This window comes from Winogradskyella sp. UBA3174 (assembly GCF_002364335.1).
In the GTDB taxonomy this organism is placed as follows: domain Bacteria; phylum Bacteroidota; class Bacteroidia; order Flavobacteriales; family Flavobacteriaceae; genus Winogradskyella.
Map to the genome: position 1 here is coordinate 64,253 of NZ_DEXW01000057.1, position 21,540 is coordinate 85,792.

Here is a 21,540-nt window from a genome sequence, read left to right on the forward strand (position 1 = left end):
CTATTTATGAACTTCTATAACGATAAGAAATTTAAGATTAAAAAAAGCCCTGAACAGAGTATTAAAGCTAAATTACACTACCTTTTTAAGGTTTCAAATATATTCCTTAAATCTTTCTGATAAGGCAAATGGTCTGCCCTGCCTTTTTTAAAGATATCGTTACTATTTCCTTGCCCTTTTCTTAGTTCTTTTTGTTCTTCAAACGATAAGTTATTTATTTCCATACAGTTTGCAGAACAACAATTTTCCATCTTTTCTTTACAAGATTCGCATTGTATAAACAGTAAATGACAAGCTTCGTTAGCACAGTTGGTATGCATATCTGCAGGTTCACCACACTGATGACAGTTGGCAATAACGTCTTCAGAAATTCGCTCCGAACGACGCTCGTCAAAGACAAAATTCTTACCTATAAATTTATTTTCTAAACCTTCAGACTCAATTTGTCTTACATAGTTAATAATACCTCCTTCGAGCTGAAAGACATTTTTAAATCCTTTGTGTTTGTAATATGCACTCGCTTTTTCGCAACGGATACCACCAGTACAATACATCACAAATTTTTTATCTTCCTTATATTCTTTTAAGTCTTCTTCTATGAGGTCTAAAGATTCTCTAAACGTGTCAACATCTGGTGTTATGGCATTTTTAAAATGGCCTATTTCACTCTCATAATGATTACGCATATCTACCAAAACTGTGTTTGGGTCTTCTATAAGTTCATTAAACTTCTCTGCACCGACGTGAACACCTTTATTCGTAACATCGAATGTATTATCGTTTAAACCGTCTGCTACAATTTTATTTCGGACTTTAACTTTCAGTTTTAAAAAGGCAAAATTATCATGCTCAAGAGCAATATTCAATCTTACATTTTCTAAAAAAATAATGGTGTCTAAATGCGCTTTAAAGGTTTCGAAATTTTCTGCTGGTACGGAAAGTTGTGCATTAATACCCTCCTTGGCAACGTATATTCTACCTAAAACCTCCTGTTGATCCCAAGCTAAAAATAGGTGATTTCTAAAAATTTCGGTATTGCCAATTTTAGCGTACGTGTAGAAAGAGATTGTTAAGCGTTCTTTACCAGCTTGCTCAATAAGTTCTGCTCTTTCTTTAGCACTTAAGTTATTGTACAGTTGCATGCTATACTAATTTTAAGTTTAAAGATTAATTTGAGCTACAAAGGTATTGTTTTTAATGACTTAACATACAAAAAGCACTTTGAGAATGTCAAAGTGCTTTCTGCTTACTAACCAATTTAAACCTAATGAATAGATTCAACTTTAACAAGGATTCTCAGCCACCACAAATTGTAGTGGCTGATTTTCCTAATGTTCCTAACTAATTTAAAGACTTATCTCATCTTTTAAAAAAGGTTTTCATAGCATTTCTTTCCTTTTTCATTTAGTAGATGTAAAAAGTGTAAAATGGTTGCGTCATAAAATTGAAAAAAGTAAAATAAGTGGTATTTTTGATGTGAAATAACTTGAAACACAGAAGAAATGAGTAGTGAAAAAGACGCAAAATTAAAAGCCTTAAAACTAACTTTAGATAAATTAGACAAGGCTTATGGCAAAGGGACCGTAATGAAAATGAGTGATCAGGCGATTGTAGATGTAGAAGCTATTTCTTCTGGTTCTTTAGGCTTAGATATTGCTTTAGGCGTAGGAGGCTACCCAAGAGGAAGAGTGATTGAAATATATGGACCAGAATCTTCTGGTAAAACAACAATGACTCTACACGCTATTGCAGAAGCGCAAAAAGCTGGAGGTATTGCTGCATTTATTGATGCAGAGCACGCGTTTGACCGTTTTTATGCAGAGAATCTTGGTGTAGATATTGATAATTTAATTATTTCCCAGCCAGATAACGGTGAGCAAGCTCTTGAAATTGCAGATAATCTAATTAGATCTGGAGCTATTGACATTGTTGTTATTGATTCTGTAGCCGCTTTAACACCAAAAAGTGAAATTGAAGGTGAAATGGGAGATTCTAAAATGGGTCTACATGCACGTTTAATGTCTCAAGCGTTAAGAAAGTTAACAGCATCGATTAGTAAAACGAATTGTACAGTAATGTTTATTAACCAATTACGTGAAAAAATCGGTGTAATGTTCGGAAATCCAGAAACAACAACAGGTGGTAACGCATTAAAATTTTATGCTTCTGTACGTTTAGATATTCGTCGTTCTACGCAAATAAAAGATACAGACGGAAATGTATTGGGTAATAAAACTAGAGTGAAAGTGGTTAAAAACAAAGTAGCCCCTCCCTTTAGACTTGCAGAATTTGATATTATGTATGGTCAAGGGGTTTCTAAAGTAGGTGAAATATTAGACTTAGCCGTTGCCCATGAAATTATTAAAAAGAGTGGTTCTTGGTTTAGTTATGGAGACACAAAACTCGGACAAGGTCGAGATGCAGTTAAGCTTTTAATAAAAGATAATCCAGATTTAATGGATGAATTAGAAGCCAAAGTTAGGGCTCTAATTAAAGAAGCGAAGAAGTAAAAATTAAAATCCTGAAAAAAATTCAGGATTTTTTTAGTTTTAGACGCAACCCTTTTGCTTTTATTGCATCTACTATATGAAATTAATTATATATGAATATGAAAAAGTATGTATTATTAGCAATTTTATGTATTGCAATGTTTACATCTTGTAGTTTAGATGATGATTCGACAGCTAATTTTTCTTTAGAAGTTTTACCTATTGAAAGTGTAGAAATGCCAGAACAATTTATACATGGAGAAACTTACGAAATTTTTATTACATATGTTGCACCAAGCTCCTGTTATGAATTTAATGATTTTATCTATGAGATTGACGGTCATGAAAGAACAGTTGCAATAATAAATACCGTTTACAACAATGCTGATTGTATAGAAGAAACAGAATTAGTAACTGTAAGTCTCGATTTTACTGTAACCGGAACTGAAACATACGTGTTTAAGTTTTATCAAGGTGAAGATGATCAAGGTGTAGATCAATACTACTTAGTAGAAGTTCCTGTTGTTCTTAGCAGAACAGTAGGCAGTACTAGACAATAAATTAATAATTATTAATTAATTCCAAAACTAATGTGAGTTTAGAACAACTCATTAAAAATTGTGTTAAACAAGATGCTCAAGCTCAAAGCCAATTATACAAGCAATATGCAAGTAAATTATTTTCGCTTTGTCTTAAGTACTCAAAAAACTATGTAGAAGCAGAAGATAATCTGCACGATGCATTTATAACTGTATTTAGTAAAATAGATCAGTACAATAATAAAGGTTCTTTTGAAGGTTGGTTAAAGCGTATAGCAATAAATACATCATTGCAACGCTACAGAGAAGATGTTGGAGTTTTTGACATTATTAATGAAGGTAATATACCAGACGTATCTGTGGACATTAATGATGAAAGCTTGAGTTTAGATTTTTTATTAAAAATCATTCAAGAATTGCCAGATCGTTACCGTTTGGTTTTTAACCTTTATGTTTTAGATGGTTATTCTCATGTAGAAATTAGTGAGTTAATTAATATTTCAAACGGAACCTCAAAATCGAATTTAGCACGAGCTAGATTAATTTTAAAAGATAAAATAGAAGCTTACAAAGCGAATTCAAATTCGCAGTATTTATAATAATGAGTGATAATAAAAATATAGACAGACTTTTTCAAGAAAAGTTTAAAGACTTTGAAGTTGCGCCAAACGATGCTGTTTGGAATCGCATAAGTGAAAGTTTACCCAATACTAAGAAAAAGCGCAGAGTTGTTCCTTTATGGTGGCAAATTGGTGGTGTGGCTGCGATCATAGCACTATTACTTACCGTTGGTGTTTCTGTGTTTAATTCTGACGAAAATCCAAATCAAAATTTACCTGTTGTAAATACAGATAAAGTTTTAGAAGATGAAGGAGCCTCAGGTCTTGAAAAAGCACCTAAGACTAAACAAGAGAAACTAAATACTAAGAAAAAAGAAAATTTACAGTTTGTAGGATCTGAAAAAAATACGGAAATAGATAAGGAAACAAGTTCAACTAACGAAAGAACTAGTTCTGATGAGTTAACGATTCCTAAAGCACCTCAGAAAAATGCAGTCGTTCATAATCCAACCAATAAAGAAGCAACTGTAGTTTCCCAGAAACGCAATACTTTAAATACAATTATTGAAAATAATGATTCTGCTAAGGTAGCTTCAAATACAAATAAGAGTACTATTTCGAATATTAACAATACCGTTTCGAACAATTCAGATAAAACGAAACTTGCTTCTGAGACTGACATAAAGTCTTCAATTAAGAAGTCTTTAGAAAACAGCAAATCAGCTGTTGTTAATAATGACGCTAAGGGTAGCAACAATTCAGAAAATAATTCTATTGAAAAGAATGCTTCTAAAGATGAAAATACTGAGAATTCTGCTACTGAAAATTCATTAATCGAAGATGCTACAAAACAATCTATTGAAAATGCAATAGCACAAAATACCGACAAACCTATTATTGAAAAAGAAGAAGGTAAACAAAGCAGGTGGAGCATTGCGCCAAATGTTGCGCCTGTTTATTTTAGTTCATTAGGTCAAGGATCTTCATTAGATATGCAGTTTAGTGAAAATACTAAAAGTAGCGATATTAATATGAGCTACGGTATTGCAGGTACTTATGCTGTTTCAAAAAAATTAAAAATCCGTGCTGGTGTTAATCGTGTCGATTTAAGTCAAACCACATCAGATGTATTTGCCTTTACAGGGGCAGAAACTGCATTTAGAGGTGTTGATGCACAGTTTAGTAACATTGCTTTTAGTAATGGTGTACAAACAGTTTCTCTAATGAGTGCTAAAATGCTAGACAGATCTACTTCCCCAGAATTATTTAATACTAAAATAGCTGGTAATATTGATCAACGTTTTGGTTTTATAGAAGTGCCTTTAGAATTAGAATATCGCTTAGTAGATAAAAAATTTGGTGTTAATGTTATTGGTGGATTTAGTACGTTTTTCTTAAATGAAAATGAAATCTACGCTGACATTGACGGGATTTCTACCTTAATAGGTGAAGCAAATAATATTAATGGTACTAGTTTTAGTGCAAATTTTGGGTTAGGCTTCGATTACAGTCTTTCTAAACAATGGAATATCAATCTTGAACCAACGTTCAAGTACCAAATAAATACATTTAATAATACGTCTGGTGATTTTAGACCTTTCTTTATTGGTGTATATACGGGATTAAGTTTTAAGTTTTAGGTAAATTTAAATTAGGTTAGGTTATTGCAACCACAAATTAAGCAATGATGAATGCAATGATGACAAAAGCTACTCTTGGTTAGAGTGGCTTTTTAGTTTCTATTAATTTAGAATTGCTTAATTCATCCCAAATTAAAGTTCTAGCTTTTTCATTTAAAGCCTTAGTGTCGGCAATGGTTAAACCCTCTGTCTTTATAAACTTATGAATCTTAGCTCTCATTTTTCCTGGTCCACCACTGAAAAATGTATAAGAAAATCGTTTCTTATTATCATAAAACGTAATAGGGACTATTGGTATTTGATGATTAATAGCTAAACGAAACGCTCCATCCTTAAATGCATCTAAGAGCACGTCTTCTTCTGGCACACCTCCTTCCGGAAAAATACAAATACTAACACCTTGTTTTAAACGTCTTTGCGCTCTTAAAAATACGGCTTGTCTACTTTTAGCACTGCTTCTATCTACTAAAATACTTGTGCGCTTATAAAATAAACCAAATAACGGAATTTTAGCCAATTCTTGTTTACCAACAAATACAAATGGATTTTTAGACAGTACAAACATTAACATAATATCTGCCATAGAGGTATGATTAGCTACAAACATGTAACTCTTATTTGGGTCTGGAATTTCTTCTTTTTTAATAGCATAAGCAAAACCCATACCTATTAAAATAAATTTAGACCAAATCCGTGCTAATCTAAAAAAAAGTGGATACCATTTTTCTTTAGAAATTGAGACAATTAGCAATGGAAACATTACAATAATTGGTATCGCAACCAAAATATAGAACCAAATACGATACAAAACCCAAAAAGGATACTTAAAAAGTGCCATAGGATCAAAACTAGTTAATTAAATTAAATTGTTCTACTAAAAAATTTACCTTTGTTTATTATTGAAGTTTAATTTAACGAGGCTCCTGCTTTTGCAGGTAATGCTATGGCAAGAATACTAACAGGCATACAAAGTACAGGAACACCACATCTAGGAAACATCTTAGGTGCAATATTACCTGCAATAGAACAAGCAAAAGAGGTAGCTAACGATTCATATTTATTTATAGCAGACTTACATTCCTTAACACAAATAAAGGACGCAGACACATTACGCAGCAATACCTATTCTACCGCAGCAACTTGGTTGGCCTTTGGATTAGATATAGATAAAACCGTGTTTTACAGACAAAGTGATGTGGCACAGGTTACTGAGTTGTCTTGGTATTTAAACTGTTTCTTTCCTTTTAAAAGACTTGAGTTAGCCCACAGCTTTAAAGACAAAGCTGACCGTTTAGACGACGTTAATGGTGGGTTATTTATTTACCCAATGTTAATGGCTGCTGATATTTTACTGTATGATGCAGAAATAATACCTGTTGGAAAAGATCAAGAGCAGCATATTGAAATGACACGTGATGTTGCATCTCGTTTTCATGCAAAAATGGGTGGTGAAACTTTTGTTTTACCTACTGCAGATATACAAAAAGAGACGATGCTTATTCCTGGTACAGATGGAGCCAAAATGAGTAAAAGTAAAGGCAACATAATCAATATATTTTTACCAGAGAAGAAATTACGAAAGCAAATTATGTCTATTCAAACAGATAGTACTCCATTAGAAAATCCTAAAGATTGGGGAACCTGTAACTGTTTTGCGCTTTACAATTTAATGGCTTCTAAAGAAGACGTTGCTACTATGAAAGCGAACTACGAGAATGGTGGTTATGGTTATGGACATGCCAAACAAGCTTTATACGAATTAATTTTAGAGCGTTTTGCTGAACCAAGAGAACGTTACGTCTATTACATGGAAAACTTAAACGAAATTGATTCTGCATTAGCTAAAGGTGCTGCTAAGGCTAAGGTTGTGGCTGATGATGTATTGAAACGTGTGAGAGAAAAGATTGGGTATTAGTTTAGAATCTAAAGCCTACTGATAACATCAATCTTTTGTAAAGAGATATTTAGAGCTTACTAAAGTTTCTATCAGTTTTTTAGGAATAGAAACTTTACTGCTATTTTGGTCTCGGTAACTTTCTAATTCATTGTACTTTTTAGTGTATGCTTCTGTGTATTCTTTCCATGAAATAGACTCTATATCACTATTTTTATATGGGTTTTCAATGACAAAAGAATCTTTTCTATTTCAATTTTATTTGCCGTTATTTTTAATACACCATCATTTGATTGTACTTAAAGTATACATCCTGGTAGACCATAAAACTTCCAAGGTCCAGTTTCAAATGCTATACTTGTAGTAAAATATGCAGTATAATATCTACTTCTATAATTGACCTTAGCCTTTTGACAAGTGTATCCTAAAATTTCTTTTTTTGTGCTGTGTATTTCCCAATTAAAAAATATTCATTGAATCTCTAACTAAAAAAGGTTTTAAAAAGACTCTTTCAACACTATAAATGTTTTTTTCTTTATAATTTTTATAAATAACAGGGTTTTCATCAACTGGAAACACCAAAACTGAACCACCATCAACACCTGGTTCTTCTTCTATAAAATCAAAATTACCTACAAAACCCATCTCATAATGAGATGCTTCACCATTAGATAATAAGTCTAGAATTTAAAGTAGTAGGCGTTGGTAATTGTTCAAATTTAAGAGTAAAGGTATAATCAGTTACTATAAGAATGAGCAGCAAAAAAAACATATAATAAACTTCATAAAATGTCATGATAAGAAAAAACCTTGAAATCCATACTTTGTCTATTCCATAAGTTTAATAAAATAGTCTAAGATAAATTTGCGGAAATTATTATTACGCTTAGATATAAGTTTGATTATTAGAATTTTAGACTTATTTATAATAACTATCTAAATCACCTCAAACAACTTCCCAGGCAAAGGTCTAATCACACCTTTTAATTCCATATTAAGTAAAATACCTGCAATTTTATAGGTTGGCATTTCGCATTGTATAGCAATAACATCTAAAAGCTCCTTATTATTATCTTTCAGGAAATTATAGATGATTTTTTCGTTGGGTTCTAGCTCTACAAAAAGTTGTTTTTGTACTGCTGGTTTTTTATTAGATTCTAATTCCCAATTTAATATATAAGGCACATCTAATGGATTAGATAATAAATGTGCTCTCTGAAATTTTATGAGGTTATTACAACCCACACTTTGACTATCTGTGGTTCTTCCTGGAACTGCAAAAACTTCTCTATCATAAGAATTAGCAATATCTGCGGTGACTAAACTGCCCCCTTTTTCAGCAGATTCTATAACTATAGTCGCTTCACTAAGACCTGCAATTATGCGGTTTCGTTTTAAAAAATTATTTCTATCAAAAGCATCTGTACTCCAAAAGTCAGAGTAAAACCCTCCGTGATTTTCAATATCAGCTACATATTTTTTATGTACTTTAGGGTAAATTTGGTTTAAGCCATGTGCTAAACATCCTATGGTTTGTAAGTTGTGTTTTACAGCTGCTTTTTGTGCTGTAATATCTGTGCCGTAAGCAAACCCAGAAACGATTACAGGATTAAATTGAGATAGTGATTCTACAAGTTTCTCGCAAAACGCAATGCCGCTTGTGGTTATTTTTCTTGCTCCAACAATGCTAATAATGCGTTGTTGTTTTAGATTTATATTTCCAGATTGAAACAAAACAATTGGGCCATCAATACAATGCTTCAGTTTTTCAGGATAGGTGTCTTCTGTAAAATAATGAGCTAAAAGGTTATTGTCTTTTATAAATTTTAATTCACGCTCAGCTTCTTCAATATGAATTTTATCAAAAAGGCCTTCAATAGTAATAGTGCCTATGCCATCAATTTTTAAAAGTTTGGCTTTGTTTTCCTTTAGAACGGCTTCTGCAGAACCACAATGGTTTATTAATTTTTTAGCTGTAGTTGCCCCAATTTTTGGAACGTGTTGCAAAGCTAAAGCATAAATAAGTTGTTGGTCTGTCATTTAACTATCTAATATTATAGGCAATGTTGCCACGAATTAACGAATATAAATATTTAATTCTGGATTTTTAGAAATCGTTTTAAATTAGATAACTTATCAATAAGGCTCAACTAAAATTATAGAAATGACTGTACAACACTAATAAAAAGTTTATTCCTGAATTTGTGGCAAATCAAACAGATAAACGAACTTATTCTACGATGTTAATAACTAAATCGCACTAAAGGCCTTTCAGAATCAAAAATTTTTAACTTTGTTCTCTATGCAGTTAGAGACTTACATTAGCGACCTTTTATACCGATACGATTGTGTTACTGTTCCTGGTTTTGGAGCATTTCTATCTAGTCGTGTTTCTGCTAAAATGCACGAATCTACGCATACGTTTTATCCTCCAAAAAAAGTACTGTCTTTTAACGAACAACTGCAAAACAATGATGGTTTATTAGCCAACTATATTGCTGAAGTTGAAAAAATACCGTACGCTACAGCTACAGCTAAGATTTCTAAAAAAGTGAAGTCTATAAAGTCCTACTTAGTTGAAGGAGAAACTATTCAGTTTGAAAATATTGGCGAGTTGGTTTTAAACAAAGACGGAAAAGTTTTATTTGATCCATCTAACCACATCAATTATTTAACTGATGCCTTTGGATTATCTCATTTTACGTCTTCAGATATTACACGTAAGTTTTACAAAGAAACCGTTGAAGCTATTGAAGAAAGAACTCCTATTACTTTTACACCAGAAAAACGCTCTAATAACAACTGGTTAAAATATGCTGCTACCGCTGTAATTTTATTAGGATTAAGTGGTTTTGTAGCTGCCAATTTTTATAATAACACCATTGAAAATCACAACCAATTAGCACAAGAAGAGGCGAACGAGCAACTCGATGCTAAAGTACAAGAAGCGACATTTGTGATTAGTAATCCGTTGCCTGCTGCAACGTTATCTCTCAATAAACAAAGTGGCAATTATCATATTGTTGCTGGTGCTTTTAGAGTGGAAGCCAATTCTGATAAAAAAGTAAATCAGCTTAAAGACAAAGGTTATAAAGCTAGAAAAATTGGTGCTAATCGCTATGGTTTACACGAAGTGGTTTACGCAAGCTTTGAAACTAGAGCAGATGCACAACGCGAACTTTATAAGGTACGTCTTGAGCACAACCGTGATGCTTGGTTGTTGATAAAGAAGCTAGATTAATTCTCTAAACACGAATCTTACATTGTAATATTTTAGGTATTAATAGTCTAAATTGTTCATCTACAATTTAAAATCCCTTTATCTTTGCGCCAAATTTAAAAGCTTATGCAATCAAGAACTGCTTTTCAGTCTAAAACCATAGTTACAGATTTAGTTTTACCTAGCGAAACTAACCCTATCAATAATTTATTTGGTGGCGAATTATTAGCGCGTATGGATAGAGCTGCTAGTATCGCTGCAAGACGTCATTCTAGACGTATTGTGGTTACCGCTTCTGTTAATCACGTTGCTTTTAACAGATCTGTACCGTTAGGTAGCGTAGTAACTATTGAGGCCAAAGTGTCTCGCGCATTCAAATCTTCTATGGAAGTCTATATGGACGTCTGGATTGAAGATAGAGAGTCGGGTGAATGTATTAAAGCGAATGAAGCTATCTATACTTTTGTTGCTGTAGATGAAACTGGACGACCTGTAAAAGTACCGGAACTTGTGCCAGAAACAGAACTAGAAATACAGCGTTTTGATGCTGCACTTAGACGTAAGCAATTAAGCCTGCTGTTAGCTGGTAAGATGAAACCTTCTGATGCTACTGAGTTAAAGGCGCTTTTTGAGTAGTAGTATTTCTGCATACACAGAAATCCGTTTATTAAATTAGACTTTACAACTATTACTTAGTAAGCCAATACTGAGGATTCTGCTTTTGGTCATTTTTATAAACTCTAAAACCTAATAGCGATTCTCCGTTAATTTTGTTAGTGAATACTTGTCCTATAGCTTGCCCTGTTTTTATTTTATCGCCAGATTTCACATATATTTTTGACAAATTAGTATAAATCGTAAGATAGTTACCATGTCTAATTATAATTGCAGGATTACCGTTTTTTACAATAACGACTTTAGAAACTTCACCATTAAAAACGGCTTTAACCTCAGCATTATCTTCGGTTGCGATTTTAACACCAGGATTATTTACCTCAACACTACTATCCGTTAAAGACCTCCCTTTACCAAATTTTGCTTTTATAACACCTCTAGATACTGGCCAGCCTAATTTTCCTTTATTAGCTTCAAAGTTTGAAGCTAATTTTTTTGCTTCTGGTGTTAACACAAATTTTCCCGTTGATGTTTTCTTACCTGCTTTTTTATTTGATGCTGCAATAGCTTCTCTAATTAGACGATTTATTTCTTTATCAATACGATATGCTTCCTGCTTTTTCTGTTTTATACGGGCAGATAATTTGCTCATATTATTTTTAATAGAAGCCATTAACGTTTCGCGTTCTTTAAGTTCTATCTCTAATTGAAGCTTGGCTTGTCTATTCTCAGCAATGAGCTTTTTCTTGTCTTCTTTTTGCTTAGATAATTGAATATTTAAATCTTGAAGTTCTTTTGTCTTTTTCTTAATTGATTCTCCTTGCTCTTTTTGATAATTAGCATATTGCTTCATATACTGAAGTCGTTTATAGGCTTGTTTAAAATTATCTGAAGACAGTAAAAACATCACTTTGCTTTGTTCGGACTTACTTTTATAAGATTTAACAACCATTGCTGCATAGTCATCTTTTAACTCTTGTAATTGGGTTCTTAGGCTAGTAATTTCTTTCTGATTGGTGTTGATTTCTCTAGTAAGTAAGTTAGCTTGTTCGTTGGTAATTCTAATGAGATTTCTTTTAGAACTTACCTTGTAATTAAGATCTTCTATAAGCGTAATTTCGGATTTCTCTTCCTTCTTTTTTGTAAATAATAACCCATTAAAATTTTTAATTTCTTTTAAAATCTGCTGGCGCTGACGCTCTAACTTCTTTTGTGCATCACTTTGTGCAGACAATGAGAATGAGGTCATTAAAAGACCTAATATAAGAATACTATGAAGACGCTTTTTAATCATTACTTTATCACAATTTCTTTATACCCAGATGGAATTTTAAACGGAAAACGAACTTCTTCGTTTAAAGACACAGACTTAAACTCCATCGTAATAGCAACTTCTTCTGAATCTTCTTGGGCAATAATTCTTATATCTTTTGGCAGCACCTGCTTACTAACATCTTGATACGATGCGTAGTCTACCTGTAGTATTCTATTTTCTAGTTGCTGAGACAATTGTAAACTGTCCATTTTAAAATGTGATGGATTTATTAAATAGAATAACTCTAAAAGTGTGTTTTGATTTTTTGGTTGCAAAGCATAGGAGTTATTATTAACTGACACTTTATGAGCTTCTTCTTTAAGGTTGAAAATAGCTTGGCCCAAAAGAATATTCTGCACTTTATTAAAATCTAACTCTACACCGACAAAGTCACTTAATAGTTTGTAATCGCCATCAAAATATTCGTTTCCTTGTTTGTTATAGAATTGTACTTTATCTGGTGTTATCATCATACGAGCTAATCCAAAAGGTGCACTTAGCCATATCACTTTATCTTTTTCCATTCTAAAATTGAATGTTAGACCTTGCTCTTTTTGACCTTGAATAATATCTATTCTAACCTTGGCTTGCATAGTTTTAAAATCAGCATCATTTTTTTGATGTTGTTTAATGACTTGCTTAGCAGATAATTTATCGCTTGCTGTACCTAAGGCAATAACACCTTTAGCAGACTTACAACCAACTAGTAAGATTATCATTAAGATACTTAGGATTGTTTTAAAACTTATAGATGCTTGTAACTGCTTCATTTATTGTTGTGCTTTTATAGCTTGTGCCTTTTTAGCAAACGTTTCAGATTTGCTAATATTATTAATGCCCTTGTAGGCGATACTTAATTCTGAATAAAAATCAGCTTCCATATTGGGGTTTTCTACTATAAAATCTAGACCCATTTCTAAATTATCTATAGCCTTTTTATTCTGATTTAATTTATTGTTTGCAACTCCATTAACCAGATACAAAATAGGTTGTGCAGGATATAATTCTAAAGCGGCTTCACTACCGTTTACAACGGCTTTAAAATCTTCGATATCTAATTGAAGTAACAATACGTCTTTAATTAATTTAAAGTCGTTAGGGTCTTGCTTAAGTGCTTCTTTGAAATTTGAAAGTGCTTTAGCTTTGTCACCAGCTTTGAGATAATATTGTCCTAAATCACTGTGCGTTTGCGCATCTTTGTCTTCGTCTACTAGAGAAGTAATATCTATTAAATCAGACTCATATTCAGGGTTATCTACCACAAAAGCCACAAAATCTTTTAAAACTTTTGCTTTAGCATCTGCATTAATTTCTGGACTACCTAATGTAATTTTAACCGAGTTAATCGCATCTTCTACTTTATCATCTTGTAGATAAAACTTATAAAGCGCTAAATGAACAAATTTAGAATGTGGTTTTACTTTAAGTAAATTCTTAGCTGCTTTATAGGCGTTTTTCCGATCTCCTGTTTGGCTATATCTGTAAATGAGTTGTAAGTGATTATCCTCATTGTTGGGATTATTAGCGATACGTTGTTCTAAGTTTTCAATTCTGTCGTCTGCATTGCCCGTAATACTATAAATGTCATTTCGCATGGCGTCTCTAGATGCACTAATACCAATCTCAACGTCTAACTCATCTAAAAGATCTAAAGCCTGTTTATATTTTTCTTCTCTAACATACAAAACAGCTAAATCTTCCTTATAATCTGGATGATACTTTACAAGCTGTTTAATTGTCTTAATAGCATTATTAATATCTTCTTGCTGATAGTAAACATCATAGAGTTCATCTAAAAACCACTCGTTATCTGGCTGCATACTAATCGCTTTTTTTAGATTGTCTTCAGCAGCTCCAAAATTTTTGAGCTTATTATAGTTTTTACCCAGTTCAAAATAAATAACTGGCAGTTTACTATTTAGGTTTAAACATTTTTGAAGTGCATCTACAGCACGATCGTAATTTTCTATCCCCTTTTGCTTTAACGCTTCAAAGAAATATTCTTGAAATTCGTCTTCGACATTTCCTAAATCATCGTCTGGTCTTTTGTTGAAATCGACTTGCGCATGGGAAGGCTGAGGAATAAAAATTAGTCCTATTAGTAATATGATTATGTAAATACTATTTTTCATTAATCAATTTCAAATTATTATCCTACCCTATAATTTCTTCAAATGCTGTGCCATTAATAAAGTATTCCATAATGCATAAAAACCTCACCCCTTGTGAGCGTGAACAATATTTTCATTAGAATTCATATCTAGTAGACTTAATTCAAAATCCTCTTTTTTATCGACCAATTCTCTTGTTGCTTTTCCCATTTCTTCTATTAAAGTTAAAGATTTTGATCTTACGGATTTAATATTTGTTAGAAATAAAGAATCGTATTCACTCCAAACTATTTTTTGAGTCCCAATTATTGTTGGAACTTATAAAAACCAAAACAAGCAAACCTATATCTTCACTTTCTAATAATTTAGAATATTCAATCTTGTCTTCATCTGGTAAATCGTCAAATAAAAAAGAATATTTAGTTGGAAGTCTATACTTTTTCGCTTTCCAAATTAATCTCTTTTCGACATAATCATCTGTTTTTTAGATTTTTAAATTATTATGAACTCAAAATCGTGAGATTCCTGCCTTCTCAAGAATTTATTCCATTTGCGTATAATCACCAATACTTATTTTTGTAAACTCACCATTATATTTAACGTGATTACCTATCATAGCTTCGTCTAAATTAGCGTTTTTGATAGTAGTCTGATTCTGTATTAAGCTATTTTTAACGGTTGAATTTTCTATAACACAATCTTTACCAATTGAAACATGAGGTCCTACCGTGGTGTTTTTTAAAACAGTCCCTTTTCCTATGTAGCAAGGCTCTATAACTTTAGAGTTATCTAGAACGACAGAAGGGTCAATTAATTGTTCGTTGTTATCTGCTTTTAAAAAACCTAACATCCTTGCATTTGTTTCTAGTGTAACGACTTTGTTTCCGCAATCCATCCACTCATCTACTGATCCTGTTTTAAAGATTCTTCCGTCAGCCATCATGCGTTTAATACCATCGTTAATTTGGTATTCTCCTCCGTTCATAATGTTTTCATCTAATATTTCTTGAAGCTTTTCCTTTAAAACAGAAACGTCCTTGAAATAATAAATACCAATTACGGCTTGGTCACTGACGAAGCTTTCTGGTTTTTCCACTAACTCAACAATATTGTGGTCGTCGTTTAGTTTTACAACTCCATAAGCTTCTGGATTTGCAACCCGCTTTGTCCAAATCACACTATCTGCGCTTGGATCTAAATCGAACTCAGCTCTAATCAATGTGTCTGCATAAGCAATAACTGCAGGGCCAGATAATGATGGTTTGGCGCTCATAATTGCATGACCCGTTCCTAAAGGCTGATCTTGTCTGTAAATAGAAGCTTTGGCTCCTAATCCTTGAGCAAGTTCTGTTAAACTTTCAACGACTTCATCTCCGAAAAATGCTGGATCACCTAATACAAAAGCAATTTCTTCAATAGGCTGATTTAAAACTTTAGCGATATCTTTTACTAAACGATGAACGATGGGTTGACCTGCAACAGGAATTAATGGTTTTGGTACTGTTAAACTATGTGGTCTTAGTCGAGAACCTCTGCCTGCCATTGGTACTATTATTTTCATATCTATGCCTGCGGAAGCAGGTGTCTTTTAAGGTTAAACTTAATTCCTGTAAAAACAGGAATCTCTTTATTCTTTTCTTAATTTATTATAATTCAGATTCCAGTTAGTACTTAAATCAGACCAACTTAGATTCATATCTTCTATTAATTCTGTTTTCCAATCTCTCTTCCATTTTTTCAAAGTCCTCTCTCTTTTTTCTGCTTCATTTCCCTTTCCAAACTCTTCAAAATACATCAACATATCACAATTACACTTTGCTGTAAATGATTTCGGATAGACTTTTAACTTATGCTCTTTTACTCTTTATTCAATGTTATCTGTTACACCAATATATAAAACTCGATATTTCTTATTACTCATTATGTAAACATACCAATATGCCATACAATTAATTATGAGATTCCTGCTTTCGCAGGAATTGGTTATTTAATACCTGTGCTTCCAAAACCTCCTTCACCTCTATCTGTTTCAGATAGCTCTATTGAATCTACCCATTCGGCACGTTCATGTTTTGCAATAACTAATTGTGCAATACGTTCACCATTATTAATTGTAAAATGTTCGTTAGAAAGATTTACTAAAATGACTCCAATTTCTCCTCTATAATCTGCATCAATAGTTCCAGGCGCATTTAATACTGTAATTCCTTTTTTTGCGGCTAAACCGCTTCTTGGCCTTACTTGTGCTTCAGTACCAATTGGTAATTCTATGAATAAGCCTGTACCAACTATGGTGCGTTCTAACGGTTTTAAAACCCTAGATTCTGAGAGGCTTGCTCTTAAATCCATACCAGCAGATGCGATAGTTTCGTAATGCGGTAAATTGTGTCTGGATTTGTTTATTATTTTAATTTTCATATCTACTTTATCTTTTTAAGACTTGTTTTAGTTGGTTCTTTTCCAACACAATAACTAGGCCCAAAAATACGATTAACATGCCAATTCCGATCATATAATTCTCGCGATATCGATAGAAAAATAGAAACGAAAACAGAATTGATACACCAAGGTATAAGCTTATCCTTTTTAAGTTGTATGGAATTGGGTAGTACTTTCTCCCAAAGTAAAACGACAAGAGCATCATTAATGCATAAGCAGAAAGCGTAGCAATTGCTGAGCCTTTAAAACCGATAATAGGAATTAAAACATAATTTAATACTAAGGTTACTATTGCCCCAAATATGGAGATATAAGCTCCAAATTTAGTGCGATCTGTTATTTTATACCAAACCGAAAGGTTGTGATAGATGCCTAAACAAAAGTTGGCTAAAAGAATAAAAGGTAAAATCCACATGGCCTCGTAATAAGCTTCACTTCTAATTATATAAGGTTTTAGCAGGTCTGCAAAAACAACAACGGTTAATAGAATTACTGAACCAAAAGCTACAAAGTATTCTAATATTTTTGCATAATTTTTTTGTGGATTCTCTGTATTAGAATGGCTGAAAAAATAGGGCTCAATACCTAAACGAAAGGCCGTGGCAAACAAGGTCATAAATAAGGCAAGTTTGTAACATGCCGAATACATTCCTATTTGTTCTTCTGCAGTATCAGCTGGTAGTAATTTTTCTAATAAGATACGGTCGAAGGTTTCATTAACGGAATAGGCAATACCTGCAATAAGCACTGGCATTGCATAACGCATCATTTTTTTCCATATTACCATATCGAATTTAAACTTGATTTGAGTATAAAATGGAAGTAATACTAATAATGTTAATCCACTAGCTATTAAGTTAGAAATGAAAATATAACTAATCTCAAAGTCTGTTTTATAAATGCTATTGAAAAATGAATTGCCTTCGGCTAAGTCTTTTAAATACAATAACAAGAACACATTGAGTCCTAAATTAACAGCAACATTCACTATTTTAATTATTGCATAGCGCATTGGTCTTGCAGTTGCGCGTATCCAAGCAAATGGAATAATGACCAAAGCATCTAATAGAAGAATAATAAAAATTAAATTGAGATACTTAAGATCTATGTTTATTAAGCTTGAAATTTGATTTCTAAACAGAAAAGCAATCCCTAACAAAGCAAAAGAACTAACAATTAAGGAAATAGCAGATGTACTCGTTACTTTTTCTTGGTTGTCTTCTTTATTGAAAAACCTAAAAAATGCAGTTTCCATTCCGTAAGCTAACACCACATTAAAAAGTACAAAATAGGCAAATATGAATGACACGCGACCATATTCTGCTGTAGATAATACAGCCGGATTTGTATATAGTGGGACCAAAATAAAACTTAACATTCTAGGTAGCACTGTTGCTAAACCATAAATAAATGTCTGTTTAAAAAGTGATTTGAATCCGTTCAAAATAGGTTTAAATAATTACCTTAAAAGTATTGAATATAGAAGAGCTAAAAAAGGAATTAATCTTCTATCTCTTGTACTGCTAATCCTTTTTCGTGATAGATACCTTCCTTTTCAGTTAAACCTGAGACTTTAAGATATTTTGTTTTCCCGTTTTCGGTATAGCTTATTACGCAGTCCATATTTGATAGCTCAAATGGAAACTTAGATTTTTTTTCTTTTTTAAAAGCTGCCTCAATACTCATGTCTCTTTCATAAGGTGATCGGTTTTTGAGTTTTGCGGAGTAAATAGCTCTTCCCTTAACTAATTTTCCCTTTATACCTCTAAAATAGATGCTATCTAGAATGACTTGATTATTAGGATTTAAGTTTGGTAAAATAACATTATAACCAGAACCTGCATCTTTTATATTTGCTATCCAATTCTGAAAATAAGGTCTGTTAGGAGATAATACCGATTCTTTCTCTAGTTTATATGCACTAGAACATCGGTAAGTACTAAATGCAATACTAATTACACAAAGTAATAAACATGCTTTTTTCATTGCTTTAGGTTAAGATTTGGATTAGCAATATATGAAAAATATTCTTTTAATCGATATAATACGTGTTTTGTCGATAAAATTAAGATTTGGAATCGCTCTAAAACTAAAAAACCTAACTCGATAAAAGTTAGGTTTAATATTATTTATATGAGATTCCTACTTTAGCAGGAATTTATTAGTTGTTTAATGCCTCGGCTCCACCAACAATCTCAAGAATCTCATTTGTAATAGATGCTTGTCTTGCTTTGTTATAGGTTAATTTTAACTGATCTCTCAATTCAGTTGCATTATCCGTTGCTTTATGCATTGCGGTCATACGTGCACCATGTTCTGAAGCAAAAGAATCTCTAATACCCTTATACAATTGTGTTTTTAATGACTTAGGTATTAGTGTTTCGACAATTTCTTGCTTCGAAGGCTCAAATATGTAATCTGAATTTACATTTGCCTCACCTTCCATAGCAACAATTGGTAAAAACTGTTCAGTCATTATTATTTGCGTCGCAGCATTCTTAAAATTATTATATACTAATACAATCTTATCAAAATCACCTTCAATGAATTTCTCCATTAATAACTCTGCAATAGCAGCTACGTTATTGAAAGTTAAATCATCATAGACTTCACTTTTATTAGCAATAACTCTATTTTGCTTTGTAAAAGCGTCATTTGCTTTTTTACCAATAGCTAAAACAGACACATTTTTATCAGAATACACATCTTTAATTAAAGCGTTAGTCTGCTTTATGATGTTAGAATTAAAAGCGCCACACAACCCTCTATTAGAGGTTATAGAAACTATTAAAACATTCTTTACATCTCTTACAACTGAGTACTTACTCCCAGAATCTGCATCTAACGTTGCACTTAAAGTCTGAAGTAACTCGGTTAACTTATTAGAGTAAGGACGCATTGCGGTAATAGCATCTTGGGCTTTCTTTAACTTAGCAGCAGATACCATTTTCATGGCACTAGTTATCTGCATCGTTGAAGATACCGATGATATTCTGTTACGTATTTCTTTTAAGTTTGCCATAGCTTATTTAATGTCAATCTGAATTTAATTCAGAATCTTAACTTTATAATTTGTCATCCTGAAACATGCTCAGGATGACAACACTATTTATGCTCTATACTTTGCCGATAGCTCTTTTGCTACATGTGTTAATGTATCAATAACTTCGTCAGTTAATTTACCAGCTTTAAGTAAATCTAAAATATCTCTATGCTTTGCATTTAAGAACTCTAAATAATCACGCTGAAATTCTTTTACTTTCTCTACAGGAACATCTCTTAATAAATTCTTAGACCCTGCATAAATAATAGCCACCTGATCTTCTACTTTAAAAGGATCATTTTGTGCTTGCTTCAAGATTTCAACGTTACGCTTTCCTTTGTTAATTACATTTAAAGTAACGGCATCTAAATCTGAACCAAACTTAGCAAACGCTTCTAATTCACGATACTGAGCTTGATCTAATTTTAACGTTCCTGCTACTTTTTTCATTGATTTAATCTGTGCATTACCACCAACACGAGAAACAGAAATACCTACGTTAATTGCTGGACGAACACCTGAGTTAAATAAATCACCATCTAAGAAAATCTGACCATCTGTAATAGAAATTACATTGGTTGGGATATATGCTGAAACGTCACCTGCTTGTGTTTCAATAATTGGTAATGCTGTTAATGAACCACCACCTTTAACGATTGGCTTAAGCGAATCTGGTAAATCATTCATTTCTTTAGCAATCGCATCATTATTAATGATTTTTGCAGAACGTTCTAATAATCTTGAGTGTAAATAAAATACATCACCAGGATAAGCCTCACGTCCTGGAGGACGTCTTAATAATAAAGATACCTCACGGTAAGCAACAGCCTGTTTTGATAAATCATCAAAAACGATTAATGCTGGTCTACCAGTATCTCTAAAATATTCACCAATAGATGCTCCTGTAAAAGGGGCATAAACTTGCATTGCAGCAGGATCTGATGCATTCGCAGCTACTATAGTCGTATATGCTAAAGCTCCTTTTTCCTCTAACGTCTTAGCAATTAAAGCTACCGTTGAAGCTTTTTGACCAATGGCAACATATATACAATATACGGGCTCGCCTGCATCGTAAAATTCTTTTTGATTTAAGATCGCATCGATACAAACGGCAGTCTTACCTGTTTGTCTATCACCAATTACCAACTCACGCTGACCTCTACCAACTGGGATCATAGCATCAATTGCTTTAATTCCTGTTTGTAATGGTTCAGTTACTGGCTCTCTGTAGATAACACCTGGTGCTTTACGCTCTAAAGGCATTTCGTAAGTTTCACCTGTTATTGGTCCTTTACCGTCAATTGGATTACCTAGAGTATCTACAACACGACCAACAATACCTTCACCTACTTTTACAGATGCGATACGTTCGGTACGCTTTACTGTAGACCCTTCCTTAATTCCTACTGAAGTTCCTAAAAGTACAATACCTACGTTATCTTCTTCGAGGTTAAGTACAATACCTTCTGCACCACCATCGAATTCTACTAATTCGCCATATTGCACATTAGCTAATCCGTAAGCACGTACAATACCATCACCTACAGTTAATACAGTTCCTACTTCATCTAATGAAGCACCTGCTTCAAAACCTGAAAGTTGTTGTTTTAAGATTGCTGATATTTCAGCTGGTTTTACTTCTGCCATTTTATTTAGTCTTTAGCTTTTAGCCGTT

21 protein-coding genes are annotated in these 21,540 nt (G+C 32.7%); 7 read left to right on the forward strand and 14 right to left on the reverse strand.

Annotated elements, in window-relative coordinates; genetic code table 11:
- Positions 1-77: 77 nt before the first annotated feature.
- Positions 78-1,142 (reverse strand): rhodanese-related sulfurtransferase, encoded by a 1,065-nt coding sequence (locus B2U95_RS10450; RefSeq protein ID WP_296316018.1) that lies wholly within the window; start codon positions 1,140-1,142, stop codon positions 78-80.
- Positions 1,143-1,502: 360 nt separating this feature from the next.
- Between B2U95_RS10450 and recA the strand changes: the two genes are divergently transcribed.
- The 4 genes from recA (at position 1,503) to B2U95_RS10470 (ending at position 5,228) form a co-directional block, all read left to right on the forward strand.
- On the forward strand, positions 1,503-2,510 hold the full coding sequence (gene recA / locus B2U95_RS10455; RefSeq protein ID WP_296316022.1) for a recombinase RecA: 1,008 nt from the start codon (positions 1,503-1,505) through the stop codon (positions 2,508-2,510).
- A 98-nt stretch (positions 2,511-2,608) separates the two neighbouring features.
- A complete protein-coding gene (locus B2U95_RS10460; RefSeq protein ID WP_296316024.1) occupies positions 2,609-3,049 on the forward strand; it encodes a hypothetical protein in 441 nt (146 codons plus the stop codon).
- A 32-nt stretch (positions 3,050-3,081) separates the two neighbouring features.
- Positions 3,082-3,627: an RNA polymerase sigma factor gene (locus tag B2U95_RS10465; protein WP_296316026.1), complete on the forward strand. Its 546-nt coding sequence runs from the start codon at positions 3,082-3,084 to the stop codon at positions 3,625-3,627.
- 2 nt (positions 3,628-3,629) lie between these two features.
- Complete coding sequence (locus B2U95_RS10470) at positions 3,630-5,228, forward strand: hypothetical protein (RefSeq protein WP_296316028.1); 1,599 nt, start codon at positions 3,630-3,632, stop codon at positions 5,226-5,228.
- 79 nt (positions 5,229-5,307) lie between these two features.
- Here the strand turns inward: B2U95_RS10470 and B2U95_RS10475 are convergent, their stop codons facing one another.
- Complete coding sequence (locus tag B2U95_RS10475) at positions 5,308-6,066, reverse strand: lysophospholipid acyltransferase family protein (RefSeq protein WP_296316031.1); 759 nt, start codon at positions 6,064-6,066, stop codon at positions 5,308-5,310.
- Positions 6,067-6,171: 105 nt separating this feature from the next.
- Here B2U95_RS10475 and trpS point away from each other — a divergent pair, with 105 nt between their 5' ends.
- Positions 6,172-7,143 carry a tryptophan--tRNA ligase gene (trpS, locus tag B2U95_RS10480; RefSeq protein ID WP_296316033.1) on the forward strand — a complete coding sequence of 324 codons (972 nt, stop codon included), beginning with the start codon at positions 6,172-6,174 and terminating at the stop codon, positions 7,141-7,143.
- A 278-nt stretch (positions 7,144-7,421) separates the two neighbouring features.
- Here the strand turns inward: trpS and B2U95_RS16315 are convergent, their stop codons facing one another.
- From B2U95_RS16315 to dprA, 3 genes are all read right to left on the reverse strand, one after another.
- Positions 7,422-7,592, reverse strand: a complete 171-nt coding sequence (locus B2U95_RS16315; protein WP_414727676.1) for a GLPGLI family protein — start codon at positions 7,590-7,592, stop codon at positions 7,422-7,424.
- Positions 7,582-7,767 carry a hypothetical protein gene (locus tag B2U95_RS10485; RefSeq protein ID WP_296316036.1) on the reverse strand — a complete coding sequence of 62 codons (186 nt, stop codon included), beginning with the start codon at positions 7,765-7,767 and terminating at the stop codon, positions 7,582-7,584. Before B2U95_RS10485 ends, B2U95_RS16315 begins: the two co-directional genes overlap by 11 nt.
- 291 nt (positions 7,768-8,058) lie before the next feature.
- Positions 8,059-9,162, reverse strand: a complete 1,104-nt coding sequence (gene dprA, locus B2U95_RS10490) for a DNA-processing protein DprA (RefSeq protein WP_296316040.1) — start codon at positions 9,160-9,162, stop codon at positions 8,059-8,061.
- 262 nt (positions 9,163-9,424) lie between these two features.
- Here dprA and B2U95_RS10495 point away from each other — a divergent pair, with 262 nt between their 5' ends.
- Positions 9,425-10,363, forward strand: a complete 939-nt coding sequence (locus B2U95_RS10495; RefSeq protein ID WP_296316043.1) for an SPOR domain-containing protein — start codon at positions 9,425-9,427, stop codon at positions 10,361-10,363.
- Positions 10,364-10,468: 105 nt separating this feature from the next.
- Complete coding sequence (locus tag B2U95_RS10500; RefSeq protein ID WP_296316046.1) at positions 10,469-10,978, forward strand: acyl-CoA thioesterase; 510 nt, start codon at positions 10,469-10,471, stop codon at positions 10,976-10,978.
- 52 nt (positions 10,979-11,030) lie between these two features.
- On the opposite strand, the gene B2U95_RS10505 is transcribed toward B2U95_RS10500, so the two are convergent.
- The 9 genes from B2U95_RS10505 to atpA form a co-directional block, all read right to left on the reverse strand.
- Entirely contained in the window at positions 11,031-12,251 is a 1,221-nt protein-coding gene (locus tag B2U95_RS10505) for a murein hydrolase activator EnvC family protein (RefSeq protein ID WP_296316049.1), read from the reverse strand.
- Complete coding sequence (locus tag B2U95_RS10510; protein WP_296316052.1) at positions 12,251-13,042, reverse strand: DUF4292 domain-containing protein; 792 nt, start codon at positions 13,040-13,042, stop codon at positions 12,251-12,253. The genes B2U95_RS10505 and B2U95_RS10510 overlap by 1 nt, the downstream gene beginning before the upstream one ends.
- Positions 13,043-14,404, reverse strand: coding sequence for a tetratricopeptide repeat protein (locus tag B2U95_RS10515; RefSeq protein WP_296316054.1), 1,362 nt, complete (start codon positions 14,402-14,404; stop codon positions 13,043-13,045).
- Positions 14,405-14,924: 520 nt separating this feature from the next.
- A complete protein-coding gene (locus B2U95_RS10520; protein WP_296316057.1) occupies positions 14,925-15,944 on the reverse strand; it encodes a sugar nucleotidyltransferase in 1,020 nt (339 codons plus the stop codon).
- A 422-nt stretch (positions 15,945-16,366) separates the two neighbouring features.
- Complete coding sequence (gene dut / locus B2U95_RS10530; protein WP_296316060.1) at positions 16,367-16,801, reverse strand: dUTP diphosphatase; 435 nt, start codon at positions 16,799-16,801, stop codon at positions 16,367-16,369.
- 7 nt (positions 16,802-16,808) lie between these two features.
- Positions 16,809-18,266 carry an oligosaccharide flippase family protein gene (locus B2U95_RS10535; RefSeq protein ID WP_296316062.1) on the reverse strand — a complete coding sequence of 486 codons (1,458 nt, stop codon included), beginning with the start codon at positions 18,264-18,266 and terminating at the stop codon, positions 16,809-16,811.
- A 56-nt stretch (positions 18,267-18,322) separates the two neighbouring features.
- A complete protein-coding gene (locus B2U95_RS10540) occupies positions 18,323-18,808 on the reverse strand; it encodes a hypothetical protein (protein ID WP_296316066.1) in 486 nt (161 codons plus the stop codon).
- Between the two features lie 175 nt (positions 18,809-18,983).
- Complete coding sequence (gene atpG, locus B2U95_RS10545; RefSeq protein ID WP_296316068.1) at positions 18,984-19,844, reverse strand: ATP synthase F1 subunit gamma; 861 nt, start codon at positions 19,842-19,844, stop codon at positions 18,984-18,986.
- Positions 19,845-19,931: 87 nt separating this feature from the next.
- Complete coding sequence (gene atpA, locus B2U95_RS10550; protein WP_296316070.1) at positions 19,932-21,512, reverse strand: F0F1 ATP synthase subunit alpha; 1,581 nt, start codon at positions 21,510-21,512, stop codon at positions 19,932-19,934.
- Positions 21,513-21,540: the final 28 nt, after the last annotated feature.